Genomic DNA, 21,570 nt, shown 5'->3' with positions numbered 1-21,570 from the left:
CTTATCTATTTAGAGACCTTACATAAGTTTTTGTCACCTTGAGCGCAGTCGAAAGGTCAAAAAATGTCTTGACTGCGGTGGACGTGGCAATTTAATTCATGATTTGCTTATAAGGTGCTTTAATGAACGAGCATAAAACAAAATATCAAATGAAACAACTTAACAGAAATACAGCAAATAAACCTATTGAATATCCCGAACGTGTACTACAGTTTGGCGGAGGTAATTTTTTGAGGGCTTTCTGTGACTGGATGATCAATGAGCTGAACGAAAAAACCGGGTTTGACGCCGGGGTAATAGTTGTAAAACCTACTGAGGGTGGAAATTACAAGGAATTAAAACAACAAGATGGTCTTTTTCATGTGGCGCTGGATGGAATAAAGCGGGGAGAAATGCTTTCCGAAGTGAAATTGATAAGCTGCGTGAACCGGGTAATTCATTCTTACAACGAATGGGATAAATACTTAAAAACAGCTTTACAACCAGAGATACGCTTTATTATTTCTAATACTACCGAAGCTGGTATTAAGTTTTCTGACTCAGATAGTTTTGAGGATCAACCACCAAAAGAGTTCCCGGCAAAACTGACTTTATGGTTGTTGTACAGATTTGATCATTTTAAGGGAGCAGAAGATAAAGGTTGCATCGTTTTACCTTGTGAATTAATAGAAGATAATGGAGAAGAACTATTAAAAACCGTACTGCAATATATCAAACTGTGGGATTTAGGAGATGATTTTCAACAATGGATTGAAAAGCACAACTATTTCTGTAGTACACTGGTAGATCGAATAGTTTCCGGTTTTCCTGAGAATAGGAAGAACGAGATTCAACAAAAAACAGGTTTTAAAGATCCATTATTAGTTGCCGGCGAGGAATATCATAGTTGGATTATAAAGGCACCCGAAATCGTGAAAAAAGAACTGCCATTTGAAAAGACAAATTTGAATGTACAGTTTGTAGATGAGCTTGCTTCTTACCGGGAATTAAAAGTTAGGATATTGAACGGAGCGCATACTTCGCTTGTTCCTGTAGGTTACCTGGCAGGCTTACGAACAGTGAGGGAAAGCATGGATGATGACCTGGTTTTAAATCATGTGGAGCAGGTATTACGAGAAGAAATTAAACCTACACTAAATAAGTTTCCAGAATCCGAAATAGATGCATTTATAGACGCGGTATTAGATAGGTTTAAAAATCCTACTTTAAAACATTACCTACTTGCTATTTCTTTAAACAGTACTTCAAAATTTCAGGCACGTTTGCTGCCGGCATTCAAAGAATATACTTCCGAAAAAGGCCATTTTCCCAAGCGAACCGCTTTCTCACTAGCATGTATGCTTCGGTTTTATAAAGGGGAATTTAAGGGGGAGAGTATAGAAGTGAAAGATGATCCTGAAGTACTTTCTTTTTTCAATCAGCAATGGGAGAAAAAGGATAAAAAGCTTATAAATACTGAAGAATTTGTAGAATCGATACTTCAGAATAAAATAATTTTCGGAGAAGACCTTACTCAATTTGAGGGTTTGGTCAGGACCATTGCCGTTTACCTTAACGAAATAGAAGCTGAAGGTATTCGGGAGAGTCTAAGAAACCTTAAAACCCCGATTTATGAAAATTGACGCGCACCAGCATTTTTGGAAATATAATCCCGAAAAACACAGCTGGATTAGTGATGATATGAAGGTGATACAAAAAGATTTTCTGCCGGAAGATCTTAAACCTATATGCAAAAAAGAGGGTATAGCGGGTTGCGTGGTTGTACAGGCAGATCAAACCGAAGATGAAACTAATTTTCTACTTGACCTGGCTGAAAAACATGATTTTATAAAAGCCGTTGTGGGATGGATAGATTTACGTTCCCCGGATCTTGAAGAGAGACTCGAGCACTATAGAAAATATGAAAAGCTAAAGGGGTTTCGACATGTGGTGCAGGATGAACCGGATGTGAATTTTATGAAGCTCGCCGATTTTCAAAAGGGGATTGCTTCCCTCGAAAAATATGGATTTACTTATGATATTCTCATTTTTCCCTCACAAATGGAAGCTGCGCTGGCTACGGTAAAAAAGTTTCCGAAGCAAAAATTTGTGATCGACCATATCGCCAAACCGGATATTAAAAATGGAAAAATTGATGAGTGGAAAGAAAAGATGAAAACCCTGGCATCGCATAAGAATGTGTATTGTAAAGTTTCCGGGATGGTCACCGAAGCAGACTTGGAAAAATGGGAATATTCCGATTTTGCACCCTATCTGGATGTAATATTTGATGGCTTTGGATCGGAGCGTATTATGTTTGGATCTGACTGGCCGGTATGTTTACTGGGAGGTAGCTATTCTGAGGTTAAAGGAATTCTGGAAAACTATATAAAGCCGCTTAGTGAAAGAGAAAAAGAAGATGTGTGGGGCAGAACGGCACAGAACTTTTATGATGTATAATTTAAAAATATTTGAAGATGGACTTAGGATTGAAAGATAAAGTAGTAGTAGTAACTGGTGCCGCCGGGATAAAAGGTAGTATTGGTGAGACGATTGTACAATCGTTGGCAGAAGAAGGAGCCATTCCTGTGATCGTATGTAGGAATGAACGGGGTATTGGCTATGCAGAAGAATTACAACAAAAAGGAATCGATGCAATATTTATAAAAACAGACCTTTCTGATCCTAACCAAATTGAAGATGCGGTAAAAACTATTGATAAGAAGTATGGTCGTATGGACGCGCTTATCAATAATGTTGGGGTGAACGACGGCGCCGGACTGGATAGCTCGATAGAAGATTTTATGTACTCTCTAAAACTTAATTTGGTCAGCTTTTTTGCAATGACCAAATATGCGTTGCCGCTTCTAAAAAAGACCAACGGAAATATCCTAAATATAGGATCCAAGGTTGCCTTAACGGGACAGGGAAGTACTTCTGGATATGCTGCTTCTAAAGGGGGCGTTTTAGGGCTTACCCGTGAATGGGCCGTAGATTTAATCAAGGATGGAATAAGGTGCAACGCGCTTATTATCGCCGAAAGTATGACGCCGGCTTATCAAAACTGGCTGGATACTATGGAAGACGGCCAGCAAAAGAAGAAAGCTATAGAAGACAAAATCCCTTTAGGTAACAGGATGACAACTCCCGAAGAAATTGCAGATGCGTGCCTGTTTAATATTTCAGAAAAATCATCACATACCACAGGCCAGTTTATTTTTGTGGACGGTGGTTATGTTCACCTGGATCGTTCATTATTAACCGAATAAAAATAATTAGATGGAATCTACCTATACAGCTAAATTGAACAAAAAAACAAGCATTCCCGTAGTATCTAAATCGGTAATTGTTCCATTTATATTAATCACTTCGCTTTTTGCATTATGGGGATTTGCCAATGATATTACCAACCCCATGGTTTCAGCTTTTAAAAAGGTATTGGAACTTTCTAACACTGAAGCATCTTTAGTTCAGGCGGCCTTCTATGGAGGATATTTTACCATGGCTATTCCTGCAGCACTTTTTGTAAATAAATTTTCCTATAAAAAAGGGATAATGATAGGCTTAGCGCTATATGCCACGGGAGCTTTCCTGTTTTTTCCTGCTGCCGCCTATGAAAGTTTTAGTTTTTTCCTGGTAGCATTATACATATTAACATTCGGACTGGCCTTTTTGGAAACCACAGCCAACCCTTATATTCTGGCCATGGGAGCCCCGGAAACTGCAACCCAGCGTTTAAATCTGGCGCAAGCCTTTAATCCTGTGGGTTCCATAGCAGGTCTATTAATTGCCAGAAGTTTTATTCTCGATGCGCTACAATCTGATGACACCAATGAATCCGGGGATGTGTTTTACGATCAGCTTTCAGAATCTGCCAAAGCGACGATTAGAACAGCAGACCTGGAAATCATAAGAAATCCTTATGTGATCCTTGGTGGGGTAGTACTGGTCTTCCTTATCATTATCGGGATTATGAAAATGCCGCGAAATAAGGAACAGGAAGGAAAAGTTAATTTTTTCGAATCTGTGAAACGTTTATGGAGCAGTAAAAAATTTGCAGGTGGGGTCATCGCTCAGATCTTTTATGTGGGGGCACAAATCATGTGTTGGACCTACGTCTATCAATATGCAGAACCTTTGGGTATAGATAATGCCACAGCAATATATTATGGCGCAGCAGCCCTGATCATATTTCTTATCGGCCGGGCAGTAGGTACCGCTCTAATGCGATATGTGAATTCCGGTAAATTGCTGATGTATTTTGCAATTGGAGCGTTTTTATTGACCCTGGTGACGATTTTCGTGGGAGGGATGACCGGACTGTATGCCCTGGTTGGAGTTTCGTTTTTTATGTCTATCATGTTCCCAACTATTTACGGGATCGCTTTGGAAGGACAGGGCCCGGATGCCAAATTTGGAGCTGCTTTTCTGGTAATGGCTATTGTTGGAGGCGCATTTATGCCTTATTTACAGGGATATATTCTTGACTTCGGCGGACCGGGTTATGTAGATACTCTCATCTTAGGAGTTCCTGAAGTGAATTTCTCATTTATTCTACCACTAATATGTTTTGTAGTAATTGGTATCTACGGAAGACAGGTTTATAAAGTTTACCATACAAATTAATTTCAGAAGAAAATGAGTGCTATAAAAAGATTATGTTATTCCTGCGACCTAAAGGATGACCCGCAACTGATTGAAAAATATAAAGAATACCATGCTGCGGGCAATGCCTGGCCAGAGATTACCAGAAGCATTAAGGACGCCGGGATTATAGACATGGAAATCTATCTTACCGGTAATCGGTTATTTATGATCATGGAAGTGGATGAAACTTTTGACCATGAAAAAAAGGCCAGAATGGATGCTGAGAACCCTAAAGTAAAGGAATGGGAAAAACTGATGGATACATTTCAGCAAAGATTACCGTGGGCTGAAAACGGGCAAAAATGGGTGCCTTTGGAGCAAATTTTCAAGCTAGAGTAGTGATATATTCTAATTTTAAATTACTTTAATCTGAACTCAGATTTTAACTTTTCAGGATAATATTTGCTTGTTTAACCAGCCAATAGTTGTCTCTTACTACATCCTTCGTAAAAAATACTAGATACAGTTTCAAGGATGTCATTCCAAAGAAAGAGGAATCTCTTGATCCCTGTATTTCTTCGCTTTGATAACACAAAACAGGGCTTTCCTTTAACTAAATTCCTGCTCCGCTTGGTATGGAGAGAAACAACAAAGAGACTGAAGCCGAAAAACAAAGATTAGATTTGGTTTTACAGAACCTTTGGACAAGGATTAGGATATGTTATCCAATTTCATAATTTCAGAATACAATCAATTTTATTCTAAAACCCCACAGGCTGTATTTTTATTTTATAAATATAATTTCCCGGAGGAATGCGATATTTCTCTAAAGGTGCTGCTTTCCAGCTCCAGGAATTAAAACCTCCAACGCCCATCTGCTTGTGATCTATATTGAGTGTGGTATAATCGCCTTCTTCCAATTCACAGATGTTGGTCGCTTTTTCTAAATTTTCATTGGAATAGGGATAAGCACTAAATTCAAATAAACTACCAGTAAATTTGAGGCCATCGCCCTTTTTATCTTTAAACTGAACCCAGCGCGTATCCATTCGGTTAGCATTTGCCTGGGGATAAACATAGGAGGTCGGGAATTCTTCGAGATTACTGTTGTACTGTCCCACAAAAGCAGCTTCACTACGATCATTATAATTTTCGTGCGGGCCTTTGCCAAACCATTTAATTTTGGATAGGGAAGGAGCCAGACCTAGTTCCACTCCAATCCTTGGGATCCATGACAAATGGTTGCTTGTAGAAAGTTCGCTGGTGATTTCTATGCTGGCATCAGAATTAATAGTATAGCTTGTTTTCTGTGTGGCACCTCCATCGGCAAGTTGATGATAGGTATTGATAATAATAGTATGATCATCAATTTTTTCTTCTTCAATTTTTAATAATGTTTGGTTTTGAGTGGCACTTTTCCAGAATTTGAGATTTTCATCGGTATGCCATCCCAGCCGGTCATTATCGGTCATCGCCCTCCAGAAATTAGGTTTTACAGGACTGGTAATTAAATCTTTATTCTTAAAGCTGAATTCTTCCAGTGTACCAACTTTTGTATCAAACACTACTTCAAAATCAACATTTTCAATAATGAGTTTTACATCCTGTTCTTTAATGCTGATTTTTTCTCCCTGTGCCTGTGGAAATTTTAATAAAGTCTCGGTTGCTGGTAGCGCAAATTGTTCCTGCGCCTGGACATAGCCTTTATCAGCCCATTTTGTTTCCTTTTTTAATTTTGCGTAAACATTTAAATGATATTCTTTTCCTTTCTTTTCGGTATAATTAGAGTCTAATATTACTGAATGTGTTTCTTCTGAAATATTTGCTCCATCAGCGATTGCACCAGTAGCAATTGAGATTCCGTCTTCCTGAATTTCATATGAAAATTCATAATCATTCCATGCTGCAAATTTTCGGCGTTTAGTTATTTCTAACGTGTTTTTTTCAGCATTGAAATTTTCAAAAACAAATGGCTGAAAAATATACTTGCATTCATACATCACCGGTTTCACCGTTTGATCTGAATTTATAATCCCGTTAATATTGAAATTGCTATCGTGGTAGGGTTCGCCGAAATATCCACCATAAGCATATTGCTCACAGCCATCCTTTTCTACCAGTATGCCCTGGTCCATCCAGTCCCAGATGAAACCACCAGCCCAGCGTGGACTTGCATGCACAATATCCCAAATATCTTTTAAGCCACCGTTGGAGTTCCCCATGGCGTGTGAATATTCTATGGCGAGTAAAGGTTTCATTCCTGTTTGTGAAGCATCCATTTCCAAAAACTCCTGTGGGGTAGGGTACATTCGGCTAACAAAGTCGACAATATTATAAGGGTCTTCAGGGGTGTTCCTGCTCTGGGGAGAAAGCTTGCCTCCACCGCCATTGGCCCCTTCGTAATGAACCAGGCGATCTGGATCCATATACTTTGTATAGCCGGAAAGTGCACCATGTAGCGGGCCAAGTCCGGACTCATTTCCTAAAGACCAGGAAAATATACTGGGATGATTTTTATCCCTTTCAACCATTCGTATCATTCGGTCTAAAAAAGCATTTCCCCAGGCAGAATTATTGGTGAGTTCTCCCCGTAAACCGTGGGACTCTATATTAGCCTCATCCATTACATAGATCCCGTATTCATCACATAGGTCATAGAATTCAGGATTGTTTGGATAGTGACTGGTTCGAACGGCATTGAAATTATATAATTTCAGCAGCTCAACATCCCGTTTCATATCTTCATAACTAACCGTCTTCCCAGTTTTCTGGTTGTGATCATGACGATTTACCCCATAAATTTTTACAGGCTGGCCATTTACCATAAATACACCATCCTTGGTTTCATATTTTCTAAAACCAACACTGGTGCTTTTTACTTCGGTAATTTCTGAATTTAAATCTATTAAACTCAGTGTAAGTGTATACAGGTTGGGCGTTTCTGCCGTCCATTTTTTAGGATTTTCTATCGGAATATTAATGAAATCGAATTTTTCAGTCCATCGTTGCGAATACCTGTAATCGGTTATTTCTGAAAGTGGAATGGTTTCCTGAGCTATAGGTTCTCCTTCAGTATCAAATAATTCAGCTGATAATTGCCAATTCTTATAATCGGTGTTTTCCGAAGTTTTAATAGATGGCTTAATGAGTAATGTTGCGTTTTTATATTCTTTATCCAATTCAGTCTTTACAAAGAAATCTGATATGGCCGTTTTTGGTTCAGCCAGCAATAAAACATCACGGTGAATCCCGCTGAGTTTCCAATGATCCTGGGCTTCCAGGTAGGAACCATCAGACCACCTAAAAACTTTGGCAATCACGGTATTTTCTCCTTTTTTTAGATAAGGACTAATATCAAATTCTGCAGGTAAGCGACTTCCCTGGCTATAACCTACTTTTTCTCCATTTATATACAAATAAAACGCCGAAGTTACCCCTCCAAAATGAATACGCACTTGCATATCCTGCCACGAATTGGGAACTGTAAACTTCCTTTTATAGATTCCAACGGGATTATTGTCTTCTGGGATATTGGGGTAATCATTGGTTCCCCACGGATGTTGGGAATTTGTATAAATAGGCATTCCAAAACCCTGCAATTCCCAATTTGCAGGAACTTCAATGCTTGTCCAATCTTTAAAATATTTATTTAGAAAATTTTCAGGAGCCGATGAAGGGCTGGTGGAAAAATTAAATTGCCAGGTACCGTTCAGAGATTTTACACGATCTGAATTTTCTTTATTCAAATTTATAGCTGCCTGCTTATTGGAAAACGAATACATAGTAGCCCTTGCAGGTAGTTTATTGATACCTGTTACGGCCGGATTTTCCCAGTCGTTCAAATCCTGCGCATTTAAAGCAGGGATATGGATAAGAGCGAATAGTGCAACTAATAGAATATTAATTTTCATGGAGATATATTTTTCTTAAAAAAGGGGGAACTATTGTTCCCCCAAAGGCTAATCAAACAATTACGTAAACTTAATTTTCCCAGTGTTCATCAATAATTTTCTGGATGTGGGGATAATTTTTATCAGTTTCGTTAAGTTCTTCTCTGAGATCTTTCAACCTGATTTTCAAATTCGAAATGATCTCCTTATAATAAGGATCGTCATATGCATTATTCATTTCGTAAGGATCGTTTCTTAGATCATAAAACTCCCAGGCCACCGGGGTGTGCCGTTTAAAATCGTTCCCCCAGCTTTCCTTGTTCCAGGTAGCATTGGGGTCTTCAGTATCTACCCAGTATTTTCCATAAAAGAAAATAAGTTTAAAATCCTTTGTCCTTATACCAAAATGTGCTGGGTTTCCATGTTTATGAGCCATATGCATCCAGTAACGATAGTAGGTGGCATCCTGCCAATCTTCAGGTTCTTTCCCGGTTTCGAGGATGGTTTTAAAACTGTGTCCCTGCATATAATCAGGAGTTTTTCCGCCTGCTAATTCTATAAGGGTAGGAGCAAAGTCTGTATTGTTTATAATGGCATTGGTACGGGTGCCGGCTTGTATGGTTTTGGGATATCGAACAAAAAAAGGCATGCGCATAGATTCATCATACATCCAGCGTTTATCTATATAATCATGCTCTCCAAGCATAAACCCCTGATCCCCGGTATAGACAATAATGGTGTTTTCCATTAGCCCTTCCTGCTCCAGGTAATCGAGCAATCGTTTTACATTATCATCAACACCTTTCACTGCCCGAAGATATTTTTTAAGATAATCCTGATATACAGCACTAGTATATTTTCGTTCTTCGGCATCCAGTTCAAAAGGAATATGTTCGCTAATATCAATATCTCCCGCATCCCGATAGTTCTTATATATTTCTTTTTCGGGATAAATATTCATGGCCTGGTTTCTTACCAAATTTCTTCTTGAAACCGAGGAACCTATAATTCGCGTAAGGGAATCGTGGACACCTCTTGTAGCGATAGAACCATTATCAGCGTTATAATACATGCTGGCCGGTTCTGGTATAAAAGCATTTTTGAGATAGTCTTCATATCTGGGGGCATGTTCAAAGTCATCATGCGGCGCTTTAAAATGATGCATCAGAAAGAATGGTTTGTTCGGATCACGCTTATTTTTTAACCAGTCTAAACTAATATCGGTAATGATATCTGTAGAATGTCCTTTAGTTTTTATCACATTTTGTGGCCAGGACTTTTCACCGCGGACTCTGAAGTCAGGATCAAAATATTTACCCTGCACCGGCAATACCTGGTAGTAATCAAAAGCTGCAGGTTCGTCATGTAAGTGCCATTTACCTACGAGCGCAGTTTGATAACCCAGTTTGCTCATTTCTTTAGGCAAATATTGTTTTTCTACGGGAAGTGTTCCTTCCAGATCTATCACTCCATTAGTCTGGGCCCGTTGACCTGTTAAAATAGCCGCTCGACTGGGTACGCAAATGGAGTTGTTTACGAACGCATTGTCAAAGATCATCCCATCACGTGCTAAACTATCCAGCACCGGCGTTGGGTTTAGTTGGGCAAGCCTGCTTCCGTATATGCCAAAAGCCTGCGTAGTATGATCATCTGCCATTATATAGATGATATTAGGCTTTTTCTGGCTATTTTTTGAAACATCTGATTGTGCATTTGTAGCACAGGATATAAAAAATACAATAGGTATAACCAGCAAGTAATGATGCTTCGTAAAAATTGCTTCGGAAATTTTGAGAATATACTTCTTCATACAAATATGGATTAATCCCACTGCTTATATATTTTGAAATAACAAAGTAGGTAAATATTGGATTTAACCTGTAAAATGAAGGCTACGTATGTTTAAAAAGCTATATCAAATGTTTCGCGGGTATTCTTTAAATTAAATTTATTTTATTTAAGGTGCTTGTAATCAGTAGTTATAGCGAATATTTAAAGAAGGTAGATGGTTGAATTTCTAATTAAATCTAATTGCTGTTTTTTATTCTCGAAAAGTTTGAATTCAAAATAACACCTATCGAATTTGAAATCTATGATCAGGTATTATTTAATTTATTCACGTATTCGCTAGGAGTCTTACCAAACTGTTTTTTGAAACATTTAGCAAAATAGGAGGCTGTATTAAAACCTGTCATATACATTATTTCCTTCACCGAAAGGTCACTTTTTTCAAGTAACTGGACTGCTCTTTTTAATCTGATACTGCGAATAAATTCACTTGAAGAAAGACCGGTAATTTCTTTTAGTTTCAGGTAAAGATTGCTTCGACTTAATCCCATTTCCTTAACGAGCATTTCCACACTAAAATCGGTATTCATCATATTATTCTCCACAATATCCATGGCCTGCTGAAGGAATTTTTCATCGGCAGAGGTTACCGTAACATCTTCTGGTTTTAGAATGATTTCCCTGTTGAAACGTTTCCTTAGATGATTTCGTTTTGTAATAATATTCTTCAGTTTTAACTGAAGGAGCTCCAGGTTAAAAGGTTTTATTAAGTAATCATCGGCCCCGCTTTCCATGGCCACCAATTCACTCTCCTGGGAATCTTTAGCGGTTAATAGTAAGAATGGAATATGGCTGGTAGCCGGGTCATTTTTACAATGATGACAAAATTCTATGCCATCCATCTCAGGCATGATAAGGTCACTAATGATAATATTGGGAACTATTTCTTTTGCTTTTTCAAAACCTTCCCTGCCATTTTCAGCTTCCTGAATATTATAATTATCCTGCAGGCTTTGTCTTATAAATTTCCGGATATCTTTATTATCATCTACTACCAGTATGATTGGTAGTTCAGGCCGGTCTTTAAAAATGTTTTTATCATTTTTCTCATCACTTAGAGAAATAAGGTAGGACGACGAATTTGCCGGATTTAGAAGGATCTCTTTATCCTTCCCTTTATATAGTTTGATACCTTCTTTATTGATGTAAGAGCTTTTATCTTTGGGTAGGCTTATAACGAAGGTAGAGCCGCCCTTTTCATTTTTATCAATATTTATAGTACCTAAATGATGATCTACCAGGCTTTTGGTATAACTAAGGCCAATGCCTGTTCCCACCATTTGTTTTTCCCTTGAAATATCTTTGCTATAAAACCTCTTAAAGATTCGCTCTTTTTTAGCTGCTGAAATTCCAGCTCCGGAATCGGTCACTTCTATAACGACCACTTCTGAAACTTGTCCGTCTATCTGCTTTTTATCAATTTTTATTTTGACTAAAACATAGCCGTCTATAGGGCAGAATTTAAACGCATTAGATAAAAGGTTGTTCATTATTTTCTCTAAGGCATCGGGATCAAAACAGGAAGTGATACTACTTTTTTCAGTTTCAAATTTATATTCGATATTCTTCTTTTCGCTAATAAATTTAAAGGGCTCACCAACTTCTTTAAGGAATTTTACAATATTACCTTCTCTAACGGTCAGCTTCATTTTACCCTGATCCATCTTTTCAAAATCCAGTAATTGCGTCAATAACCTTAATAAGTATTTCGTGTTTTTATACATCATAGCATACTGGTTCTCAATAATGCTATAATCCAGATCTTTACCTTTTTGTTGTAAATATTCCAGAGGGCCTTTTATTAACGTAAGAGGCGTCCGAAATTCGTGAGAGACATTCGTGAAAAAATCCATTTTCATCTGTTGCAATTCCTCATTTTTTTCTTTTTCCAGATGCTCCATCTCCAGCTGATGTTTTTTAGTAGTGCTGATTATCGTGTATTTAAGAAGCGCATAGAGTAAAGCAATAAAAAGCAGAAAATAGATCACATAGGCAGTATTGGTCATCCAGAAAGGGGGGATTACCTCAATTGCCAATTCTGCTGGTGTGGGATCCCATATTCCATCATTATTAGTAGACTTGATTTTTAAGATATAATCGCCCGGGTTTAAATTAGTATAGGTTGCAAAACGCTTTTCAGAATCTGTATAAATCCAATCTTCATCAAAACCTTCTAATTTATAGGCATACTTGTTTTTTTTAGGGGAGGCATAATGAAGCCCCGCGAATTCAAAGGAAATATTATTCTGATTGTACTTTACTTTAATATTTTCAGTTTCCGTAATAGATTTATCCAGAACAATTCTTCCTTTTAGCTTTTCATCTATTTTAACGGGTTTATTCGCAATGGAAAAATTGGTAATTACTGTTTCCGGAGGGTAGGGGTTCTCTATAATTTTACTGGGGTAAAAGGCATTAAATCCATTGATTCCCCCAAAGAGCATTTCACCGTCATCCCGCTTCAAAAAAGCTAATTCCTGAAATTCATTATTCTGGAGTCCGTCATTAACATTAAAATTCTTAAAGGTCTCTTTTTCCGGATTAAACCTGGAAAGTCCTTTATTTGTGGATAGCCATAAATTTCCTTTTTCATCTTCAAGAATTCCTTTAATCACATTATTTGGCAGGCCATCTTCTTCGGAATATGAAATAAAACGTTCAGGTTGGGATTGTGACGCCGGAATAAATTTATCCAAGCCACCACCAAAGGTTCCTATCCATAGCGCTCCGTCTTTGCTTTCATGCAGGCTTAAAATATAATCATGACTTATACTGGTAGTATCGCCTTTTTGATGTTTGTAATTGATGAAATCCGGATTCTCTTTTTCAATCTGATCCTTTTTTAGCCGTGCTAATCCATCCCCCGTGGCAAACCAGATATTTCCTTTACTATCTTCATAAATGCTCCGAATAATATTATCTGAAATGCTGTTAGGATTATTTTGCTCGTTTAAAAATTGTTGTTTTTTAAATCCGTCAGGAGATGCTGAATCCTTAACCCATCTGTGTACCCCGCCACGATACGTTCCTATCCATAAATTTTCGTTACTATCGGTCAAAAAGGAAAAGACGCTATATTCAATTTCAGGAATCGGGATGATATCACTTTCTTTAATTTTTTCAGGATTGGAAATATCAAGTTTATAAAAAGAAGGAGTTCCTTCTGCACCAATAAGCAGGGTTTTCTTATTATCGATTTCAATTTCTGATAAAGCAAAAGGCTTTAGGACGGTTTCAAAATTTTTAAATCCTGAATAATTCCGGTTATCTTCCTCTAATAACATATTCAAGCCTCCACCTTCGGTTCCTATCCATAAAGTTCCGTTAGAATCTTCATACATAGCCCGTATCTTATCATAGCTTAAGCTATTATCGGCAGTAGTTTTTCTTATATGTCGAAAATCTTTATGCCCGGGATCAAATTTATTGATACCACCACCATTGGTTCCAACCCAAATAATTCCTGTGTCATCGGTATAAAGGGATTTTACAATATTTTTGCTGAGACTGTTTAAATTTCGGGGATCATACTGAAAATGGTCTGTAACAACAGGCAATTTTCCATTTTCAAGATAAATCAGTCCTTTATTGGTTCCACCCCAAATATTATTTTCTTTATCTATTTGAATATCGTTGAAGAAACCGTCAACCAGACGAACAACATTTTTCGTTTGCTGCGTTTGATCGGATAAAAAATAGAGTCCGTCAGAAGTTCCAAAAAATAATTTACCGTTATCATCCTGTGCAATAGCTTCTACCATCCCTTCGGGAAGATTAAGGTCCTTATTCACTTTTGAAAAACCGGTGGCCCCTTCGTTATTCGACTTTAATTTATATAAGCCAATTTGACCTCCAGCCCAAATTTCACCGGAACTGTCTTCGAAGATTGAATAAATAGTGTTATTCTCAGGACTTCCTTTATCTTTTTCTATATAGAAACGCTGAAAGCGATATTCATTCTTTGATTTGCGAAGATCCAGTAGATTCAAACCATCCCGGGTTCCTATCCATAAGCGACCTTTCTTATCCAAGAATAAACAGGTTATATGGTCATTGCTTAAACTGTTTGCATCCTTTTTATCATTCCTATAAGTGGTAAATTTATCGGTGGTTTTATCGAAAAAATTGAGGCCGCTACCCGTAGTCCCTATCCATAAATTGCCTTTTTTATCACCGGTGATTGAAAAGATTAAATTACTGCTGATAGAATTTTCATCCTTTTTTGGCTTATAAACTGTAAAATTATAGCCATTAAATTTATTAAGGCCGTCATGGGTCCCAAACCAGATAAAACCGGTTTTATCCTGGTAAATGGCATTAATATCACTTTGGGAAAGGCCATCATTAGTAGAGATTCGTTCAAAACTAATTTGATTTTGAGCAGACAAATTTAGATAGCATCCAAAAAATAATAGCAGGCTTATTATTGGTCGGTAGATTAAAATTGTCTGTTTAATAAGAGCGAGCATAGAGTTTTTAAAAATAATGTATGGATAGAATGTTCTTAATATTTAAATATTTTTAAACCATATATTTATTAAATGCAATTTAGTAATTATGTTAACATTCTTTAGGAATATAATTTTCAAATGAAGTAGGAGAATGATTATGTACAAATAATCACTTTCTCTCAAAAGGATAGTTTTGGATTTAGTCTTTGAATACCTTTACAGGTAGCTAACCTATCAACCATTTCTTAAATTTTCTTCGTTAGAATTGTAATTTTTTATCCCTAACTCTAGTGAAAATCAGACAATAGATATTTAGATAATTAAATAATCTGGACAGGAGTTCGGTCTAAATATGTTTGACCTTAATAATTTAAAATTGTCCATTTTTCAAATCAAAACAATTTAATTTGAATACGATTAAAGTTTTTGAGAATTCTAATTTTATCTATCTCATTCTTCCTGCCAAATTATTTTAGGTGATTGATTGATATCCAATATTACCCTAAGTTCCTAGTGCAAATTTGATCATCATATAGAAATCAGTCATCGGAAAATGACTTTCAAAGTTCTTCCATATAGCTCATTCCGTTTTGGAAGAATATCTCTCAATAAAGGATAAGCTTTCGTAAATGTCAAAAAGAACTTTTAAATATAATCACCTGAAAATAAGATGGATAAGTAAGAAAATAACTCTTGATTAAAACCTTGCATCATAAAAACAGCAAATAAAGCGATGTCTTGGTTATGATTTGAATAACCTTTGGAAGGTTATAGTTCTTTAGAAACGGGAAGTAAGATAATTATTGGGAATTTTTATTACACAATCATTCCAAAAAATATGGGTTGAATTATAAACTGAATTAATAAACAGATAGTACTAAAATAGGCTGTACAAATTCTTAAGTTATTTTCAGTAATGTTGTTAAGTGAGGATCATTAACCGAAATAATGAATAACCCAGATGTAGAATTGAACCCTATGTTTAGTATAAAATGTCTGAATTTTTATTCTAACCATTAAAAATATTATCTAGTTGTGAAATTTCGCTAAAATATTCTTTGTGTGCGTAAAGTAGGTGTTATATAAAAATAGTAGATGTGATAAATTTTAATAAAAACAAAAAAGCCTCCCGTAAGGAAGGCTTTTCGTGATCGCACCAGGATTCGAACCTGGGACCGCCTGCTTAGAAGGCAGGTGCTCTATCCAGCTGAGCTATGCGACCTTTTTGCGGTTGCAAATATAAGCCACTTTATAAATAATACAATGTTTTTTCATCTAAAAAATCACACATTTATAAAAAAATAAAACTTCCCGAGGGAAGTTTTTGATTATCAGTATATAATATTTTTGATTTTTTCTAATTCTCTCTAATTAATTGTGTTTCCAGTCCCTTTGAAGTGATCACTAGCTGATTTAAATTACTGGGAGTGGTATTATTTTCTTCAAAAACCTGGATATGTAAATTATTGAAACGGCGAATTAATTCTAGTGTCTTCAAAGAAAGATTAAAAAATGTACCAGATTCGTGAATATTTTGAATCCATTCTTTTACAGATTCGATCTGTTTGTATTCTTCCTCAGTATTGAGGATATAATCCTGTTGTGTCAGCATGACTAATAAATTTTTCTGTTAGCCAAGCAGGGTATTTCAATAGATTTGGAGTTTCAAATATAGAAGTAAAAATGAGTCATACATATTGCATGATTAGAAAATCTTCAAACTGCTAAAATTAATCGGTAAAGGACAATATCATGGGTTCGAGAAATAATATTAATTTAGCTGAAAACTTCCTGATCACATTTATGACGACTTTATTTCAATGTATTGATTGTATTAAAAATGATATTTTTTCATTATTTAAGATGATCTCAAGAGATGGATAGTTGGTTAATTTATACAATAGGTTTTTTTGCACAATTACTTTTCTCTGGGCGTATGATCCTACAATGGATTCTTTCTGAAAAAAGTAAAAAAATAATTACTCCCATTGTATTTTGGCACTTAAGTTTACTTGCTTCTTTTTTACTATTCGTTTATGGTTATTTAAGGAATGATTTCGCAATTATGATGGGGCAAACGCTAACTTATTTTATATACATAAGAAATCTTCAACTACAAGGTGAATGGCATAGGTATCCCAAGTTATTTAGAATATTTCTATGGATATTTCCGTTGCTCATAGTTATTTATGGTTTCAATAATAATCAATATGATGCCGCAAAGTTATTTAGAAATGAAGCAATACCATTTTGGTTGTTAATTCTTGGATCTTTAGGACAACTAATTTTTACCTTAAGATTTATATACCAATGGCTCTATTCAGAAAGGAAGAAAATATCAAGTCTCCCCCTGGGTTTTTGGTTATTAAGTTTACTTGGTTCGGGAACTATTACAATTTATGCAATACTTAGAAAAGATCCCGTTTTATTAGCAGGTCATGGAATTGGATTGATTATGTATATTAGAAATATTTATATTCAAAAAAATGAAGTTAAAGGATAATTATCTTCTTTTATTAGTGATGGTTTGTATTGCGATATTTTTCGTTAATCTCGATGCGATACTGGTGAATATTATGGAAGCCCGAAATTTCGCTACAGCCCGGGAAATGATTAATCTGGATCATTGGATCTTCACAACACTAAATAATGAACCTAGATATGAAAAGCCTCCACTTCCAACATGGCTAACGGCTCTGTCAATGTTGCTATTTGGAATGAAAAGTCTTTTTGCGTTAAGGTTGCCTGCAGCAATAATGGGAACTATAACCGTAATTTTTATTTATAAATTAGGTTTTAAAATTACTGCACATCGAAAATTTGCATTTATCGCAGGTTTAATTGGCGTAACCTCATTTTATATACTCCATTCGGGTAGAGATGGACAATGGGATATACATACTCATGCCTGGATGATCATGGCTATATATGGGATGTATAGAATTTTTGCTGAAGAAGGTAATAAATATACAAACGGTGTAATTGCGGGGCTCTTATTGGGCTGTTCATTTCTTAGTAAGGGCCCTGTCTCTATGTATGGATTGCTCTTACCCTTTTTAATTGCCTACGGAGCAGTTTATAAATATAAAAACCTCAGAAGCAAATGGAAGCCTTTAATATTGATGGTATTAATTGCTTTTATCGTTTCAGCCTCCTGGAGTCTTTATGTATATTTTTTCGATACTCATGCCGTTGCTAAAATAACTGAAAAGGAAACAGGTCGTTGGCTTGATTATAATACCCGTCCAATCTATTATTACTGGAGTTTTGTAATTCAAACGGGAATATGGACGATTCCGGCATTTGTCAGTCTGCTTTATCCATATCTTAAAAACAGGGTTTTTGATAAACCAGGCTATAAGTTTACACTATGGTGGACTTTAGCTTCAGTAGTATTGCTTTCTATAATACCTGAAAAGAAATCAAGATATCTCTTACCGGTTTTAATCCCGCTTGCTTTGAATACGGCATTTTATATAGAATATCTTTTTAGAAGGTTTGATATGATGCCGAAAAAAGAAAAGCTGGTTGTTTATTTCAATTTTTCGCTAATCGCTCTTATAGGTCTTGCCTTTCCAATTATAGGGTTCTATTTCTTAAAAGATATATTTTCAGAAATATGGCCCTGGTTTCTAATTACTTCCATTTGCCTTGGATTAATAGGCATCCTCATATTTTATTATTTAAGGAGAAATCGTATCAAACCGGTATTTTATTTAAGCGTTTGGTTTATTATCTGTATCATATTTTTTGCTTTTCCAATTGCAAAAAAAATGGAACTAAATCCTTCTTACAAAAGTATTTCTGTTATTGATCAACATTTTGATGAGGATGATTTACCCGTATATGAATTCAGTGGTTTTACACCAGAATTAATATGGGAGTATGGAAGACCTATTAAAGATTTGAAAAATGAAAATGCTTATGATATTCCTGATAAGGAACGCTTCTTATTATTAGTTACTGAAAGCCAGACCAAGGAGATGAAAACTGTTCTATCTGGATTCAAAATAGAGAAGATCGATGAGATTGATATGAATGCGAGTCTAAACAGTCATCGGGAAAGATTATACAGAAATCTATTTTTAATTAGTAGCGAATAAATTAAGAATCTATTAGTTATGATCAACTATCCAATCAAATTTAAACCCATTCTTCAGGAAAAAATATGGGGAGGACGTAAATTAAAGGATCTTTTAAATAAAGATACCAGCAAGAATAATATTGGGGAAAGTTGGGAAATTTCTGGTGTGAAAGAAAATATTTCTATAGTTGAAAATGGTTCTGAATCAGGTAAAAAAATCACTACTCTTATTTCAGAATATAAAGGTGAATTGGTTGGTAAAAAAAACTACCATCAATTCGGGAATGACTTTCCTTTGCTAATTAAATTTATTGATGCTAAAACCGATCTTTCTATTCAGTTACATCCCAATGATAAATTAGCAAGACAGCGTCACGACTCGTTTGGGAAGACCGAAATGTGGTATGTAATGCAGGCCGATAAAGGATCTAAGCTGAATATAGGTTTCAAAAAAGATCTGGATAGAACAGAATATTTAGAATACCTTGAAAAAGGTAAAATAACTGAACTACTGAATTTTGAAGAAGTTCAAAAAGGAGATGCGTTTTTTATTAATACCGGTAAAGTTCATGCGATTGGTGGCGGCGTTCTTTTGGCTGAAATTCAGCAGACTTCAGATATAACCTATAGAATTTACGATTGGGATAGAGTAGATGTTGAGGGGAAAAGCAGGGAGCTGCATACGGCATTAGCCATTGATGCAATAGATTTTAAGAAAAATGATGATTATAAATTAATATATGACGCGGAAGTGAATGCATCTTCAGAGATTGTATCCTGTGAATATTTTACCACTAACTATTTGCCAGTAAACAGAAAATTAGAAAAGGATTATTCTCAATTAGATTCTTTTGTAATATTTATGTGTCTTGACGGAGTTGCTAAGATAACACTTGATTCTAATTCTGAAATTTTAAAAAAAGGGGAGAGCTTATTAATACCGGCTTTTGCCGATATTATTGCAATAGATGCAGAAAAAGCGGAACTTCTGGAAATATACATTTAGCAAATCCAGAAGTTCCTGCTATTTAATAATTCAAAATAGTATTAATTTCCTTTAATTCGGTGTCATTAAAATGAAGGTTTTTAATTGCTTCAATATTATCTTCTAACTGCGAAACCTTGCTAACTCCAACCAGAACAGAGGTTACACGCTTATCTTTTAAAAGCCACGCAACTGCCATCTGAGCAAGACTCTGATCTCGATTTTGTGCTATTTTATCTAATTGCTGAATTTGATTAACAACTTCATCTGTAATTTGCGATTTATCAAGGTAGCTGCCTTCAGTTGCTGCCCTGGAATCCTCTGGAATCCCACGAAGATATTTGGAAGTGAGAATACCCTGCTCTAATGGAGAAAAAACAATACTTCCAATTCCCACTTTTTCAAGAGTATCTAATAAACCATTTTCTACCCAGCGATCCATCATATTATATCTTGGTTGATGAATAAGAAATGGCGTTCCTAGATCTTTTAAAATTTCAGAAGCTTTAAGAGTATCTTCAGCACTATATTGCGAGATACCTACATAAAGAGCTTTTCCCTGTCTTACGATTTGATCCAGTGCACCCATCGTTTCTTCCAAAGGGGTTTCAGGATCCGGACGGTGGTGATAAAAGATGTCTACATATTCCAACCCCATTCTTTTTAAGGACTGATCTAAACTGGCGATAAGATATTTACGAGATCCAAAATTTCCGTGAGGACCTGGCCACATATCCCATCCGGCTTTTGTTGAAATAATTAATTGATCCCGATAATCTTTGAAATCTTCCTGGAATATCTTTCCGAAATTTTTTTCAGCTGAACCGTATGGAGGCCCATAATTATTAGCAAGATCAAAATGGGTAATTCCATTATCAAATGCCTTTCTAAGTAAATTACGGGAATTTTCAAAATCGTCCTGATCTCCGAAATTATGCCAGAGACCTAATGATAATAAGGGAAGTTTTATTCCACTTTTACCACAGCGTCTATATTGCATTTTGTCGTACCTGTCCTTTTGTGCTATATATTGATTCATCTCTTTTTATTAGTAAATGCAATGTACTAAATGAGCTGAAAAAAGACAGTTGAAGAAAAGTAAAAATGACAAAAAAAGAAGAGTATTATACTTTTGCTGTATAATGCCCTTCTTAAAGTGTATTGATTAGCGCTAATAATTAGTTCTTGCTAAAACTAAGTCTCGCTGTATTACCATTTTCACTATCCTGAAATATCAGGTTAATCTCTTTTTTATTGGCAGAGATCACGTCATAATTACTGGTTAGTTCTCCAAACTTACCATCTGAAGAAAAGAAAACATTAAAATCTACGTCATTGTATGATTCAAATTCGCTGCCCGAATCATTACTAACTCTCCAGGTTCCGTTGGTCTGATCATTTGAAGAAGTAGCAGAAAGATCATTCGACTCTTCAAATACAAAAATATAGTCTTCATAATTGGCCGTTTTTTCAGAAGCATTCAATGAAAATAGAGAAATTCGCCATTCTCCTTCTTTAACTATTAAATTTAATTCTTTAGCCTCGGCTGTTGATAGGTCTATATCATCCATATCGGTGTCACAAGAAAGAAAAAAACTAACCATGATAAAAACCAGTGTAATCTTAAAACTTTTCATAGGGTATAGGATCTTTTTGTTTGGTTCTGTAGGAACGTAAAGTTAAAAATCCTATTGTACATATTTAAGGAAATTTTAAGATTTAACATTTTAGAATAATAGTAGAATT

14 protein-coding genes and 1 tRNA gene are annotated in these 21,570 nt (G+C 35.8%); 8 read left to right on the top strand and 7 right to left on the bottom strand.

Features of this window, described 5'->3' with window-relative positions; translation table 11 throughout:
* Positions 1–149 precede the first annotated feature (149 nt).
* The 5 genes from GFO_RS08000 to GFO_RS07980 are packed head-to-tail and all read left to right on the top strand — an operon-like array spanning position 150 to position 4,965.
* The gene (locus GFO_RS08000; RefSeq protein ID WP_041250060.1) at positions 150–1,622 is read left to right on the top strand and encodes a tagaturonate reductase; all 1,473 of its coding nucleotides are present in this window, start codon (positions 150–152) and stop codon (positions 1,620–1,622) included.
* Positions 1,612–2,439, top strand: coding sequence for an amidohydrolase family protein (locus tag GFO_RS07995; RefSeq protein ID WP_011709582.1), 828 nt, complete (start codon positions 1,612–1,614; stop codon positions 2,437–2,439). The genes GFO_RS08000 and GFO_RS07995 overlap by 11 nt, the downstream gene beginning before the upstream one ends.
* A 17-nt stretch (positions 2,440–2,456) precedes the next feature.
* On the top strand, positions 2,457–3,248 hold the full coding sequence (locus GFO_RS07990; RefSeq protein WP_011709581.1) for an SDR family oxidoreductase: 792 nt from the start codon (positions 2,457–2,459) through the stop codon (positions 3,246–3,248).
* A 10-nt stretch (positions 3,249–3,258) separates the two neighbouring features.
* Positions 3,259–4,605, top strand: coding sequence for an L-fucose:H+ symporter permease (gene fucP, locus GFO_RS07985; protein WP_011709580.1), 1,347 nt, complete (start codon positions 3,259–3,261; stop codon positions 4,603–4,605).
* A gap of 12 nt (positions 4,606–4,617) precedes the next feature.
* Positions 4,618–4,965: an L-rhamnose mutarotase gene (locus GFO_RS07980; protein WP_011709579.1), complete on the top strand. Its 348-nt coding sequence runs from the start codon at positions 4,618–4,620 to the stop codon at positions 4,963–4,965.
* A 362-nt stretch (positions 4,966–5,327) separates the two neighbouring features.
* Here GFO_RS07980 and GFO_RS07975 read toward each other — a convergent pair whose 3' ends face one another.
* The 5 genes from GFO_RS07975 to GFO_RS07955 all read right to left on the bottom strand — a co-directional run bounded on the left by GFO_RS07975 (position 5,328) and on the right by GFO_RS07955 (position 16,367).
* Complete coding sequence (locus tag GFO_RS07975) at positions 5,328–8,477, bottom strand: glycoside hydrolase family 2 TIM barrel-domain containing protein (protein ID WP_011709577.1); 3,150 nt, start codon at positions 8,475–8,477, stop codon at positions 5,328–5,330.
* A gap of 70 nt (positions 8,478–8,547) precedes the next feature.
* On the bottom strand, positions 8,548–10,266 hold the full coding sequence (locus GFO_RS07970) for a sulfatase family protein (RefSeq protein ID WP_011709576.1): 1,719 nt from the start codon (positions 10,264–10,266) through the stop codon (positions 8,548–8,550).
* Positions 10,267–10,552: 286 nt separating this feature from the next.
* Positions 10,553–14,692, bottom strand: a complete 4,140-nt coding sequence (locus GFO_RS07965) for a two-component regulator propeller domain-containing protein (RefSeq protein WP_158308619.1) — start codon at positions 14,690–14,692, stop codon at positions 10,553–10,555.
* 1,211 nt (positions 14,693–15,903) lie between these two features.
* Positions 15,904–15,977 (bottom strand) — tRNA-Arg (locus GFO_RS07960).
* Between the two features lie 135 nt (positions 15,978–16,112).
* Entirely contained in the window at positions 16,113–16,367 is a 255-nt protein-coding gene (locus tag GFO_RS07955; protein ID WP_011709574.1) for a hypothetical protein, read from the bottom strand.
* 264 nt (positions 16,368–16,631) lie between these two features.
* Here GFO_RS07955 and GFO_RS07950 point away from each other — a divergent pair, with 264 nt between their 5' ends.
* From GFO_RS07950 to GFO_RS07940, 3 genes are read left to right on the top strand one after another with little or no spacing between them, the layout of a single operon-like run.
* Positions 16,632–17,258, top strand: a complete 627-nt coding sequence (locus tag GFO_RS07950; protein ID WP_011709573.1) for a lipid-A-disaccharide synthase N-terminal domain-containing protein — start codon at positions 16,632–16,634, stop codon at positions 17,256–17,258.
* On the top strand, positions 17,242–18,858 hold the full coding sequence (locus tag GFO_RS07945) for an ArnT family glycosyltransferase (RefSeq protein WP_011709572.1): 1,617 nt from the start codon (positions 17,242–17,244) through the stop codon (positions 18,856–18,858). The genes GFO_RS07950 and GFO_RS07945 overlap by 17 nt, the downstream gene beginning before the upstream one ends.
* Positions 18,859–18,876: 18 nt before the next feature.
* Positions 18,877–19,845, top strand: a complete 969-nt coding sequence (locus GFO_RS07940; RefSeq protein ID WP_011709571.1) for a type I phosphomannose isomerase catalytic subunit — start codon at positions 18,877–18,879, stop codon at positions 19,843–19,845.
* Positions 19,846–19,867: 22 nt separating this feature from the next.
* On the opposite strand, the gene mgrA is transcribed toward GFO_RS07940, so the two are convergent.
* Entirely contained in the window at positions 19,868–20,863 is a 996-nt protein-coding gene (gene mgrA / locus GFO_RS07935) for an L-glyceraldehyde 3-phosphate reductase (protein WP_011709570.1), read from the bottom strand.
* A 139-nt stretch (positions 20,864–21,002) separates the two neighbouring features.
* Positions 21,003–21,461, bottom strand: coding sequence for a hypothetical protein (locus GFO_RS07930; RefSeq protein ID WP_011709569.1), 459 nt, complete (start codon positions 21,459–21,461; stop codon positions 21,003–21,005).
* Between the last annotated feature and the right edge of the window lie 109 nt (positions 21,462–21,570).

Source organism: Christiangramia forsetii KT0803, from assembly GCF_000060345.1.
Lineage (GTDB): Bacteria > Bacteroidota > Bacteroidia > Flavobacteriales > Flavobacteriaceae > Christiangramia > Christiangramia forsetii.
Note: the sequence above shows the minus strand (reverse complement) of the source record. Positions and strands in the feature narration are given on the sequence as shown.

Bases quoted from the DNA above. Each gene is read 5' to 3' on its own strand.
- GFO_RS08000 (WP_041250060.1), top strand. From the start codon at position 150: ATGAAACAACTTAACAGAAATACAGCAAATAAACCTATTGAATATCCC.
- GFO_RS07995 (WP_011709582.1), top strand. From the start codon at position 1,612: ATGAAAATTGACGCGCACCAGCATTTTTGGAAATATAATCCCGAAAAA.
- mgrA (WP_011709570.1), bottom strand. From the start codon at position 20,863: ATGAATCAATATATAGCACAAAAGGACAGGTACGACAAAATGCAATAT.
- GFO_RS07955 (WP_011709574.1), bottom strand. From the start codon at position 16,367: ATGCTGACACAACAGGATTATATCCTCAATACTGAGGAAGAATACAAA.
- GFO_RS07990 (WP_011709581.1), top strand. From the start codon at position 2,457: ATGGACTTAGGATTGAAAGATAAAGTAGTAGTAGTAACTGGTGCCGCC.
- GFO_RS07970 (WP_011709576.1), bottom strand. From the start codon at position 10,266: ATGAAGAAGTATATTCTCAAAATTTCCGAAGCAATTTTTACGAAGCAT.
- GFO_RS07950 (WP_011709573.1), top strand. From the start codon at position 16,632: ATGGATAGTTGGTTAATTTATACAATAGGTTTTTTTGCACAATTACTT.
- GFO_RS07930 (WP_011709569.1), bottom strand. From the start codon at position 21,461: ATGAAAAGTTTTAAGATTACACTGGTTTTTATCATGGTTAGTTTTTTT.
- GFO_RS07945 (WP_011709572.1), top strand. From the start codon at position 17,242: ATGAAGTTAAAGGATAATTATCTTCTTTTATTAGTGATGGTTTGTATT.
- fucP (WP_011709580.1), top strand. From the start codon at position 3,259: ATGGAATCTACCTATACAGCTAAATTGAACAAAAAAACAAGCATTCCC.
- GFO_RS07980 (WP_011709579.1), top strand. From the start codon at position 4,618: ATGAGTGCTATAAAAAGATTATGTTATTCCTGCGACCTAAAGGATGAC.
- GFO_RS07940 (WP_011709571.1), top strand. From the start codon at position 18,877: ATGATCAACTATCCAATCAAATTTAAACCCATTCTTCAGGAAAAAATA.
- GFO_RS07975 (WP_011709577.1), bottom strand. From the start codon at position 8,477: ATGAAAATTAATATTCTATTAGTTGCACTATTCGCTCTTATCCATATC.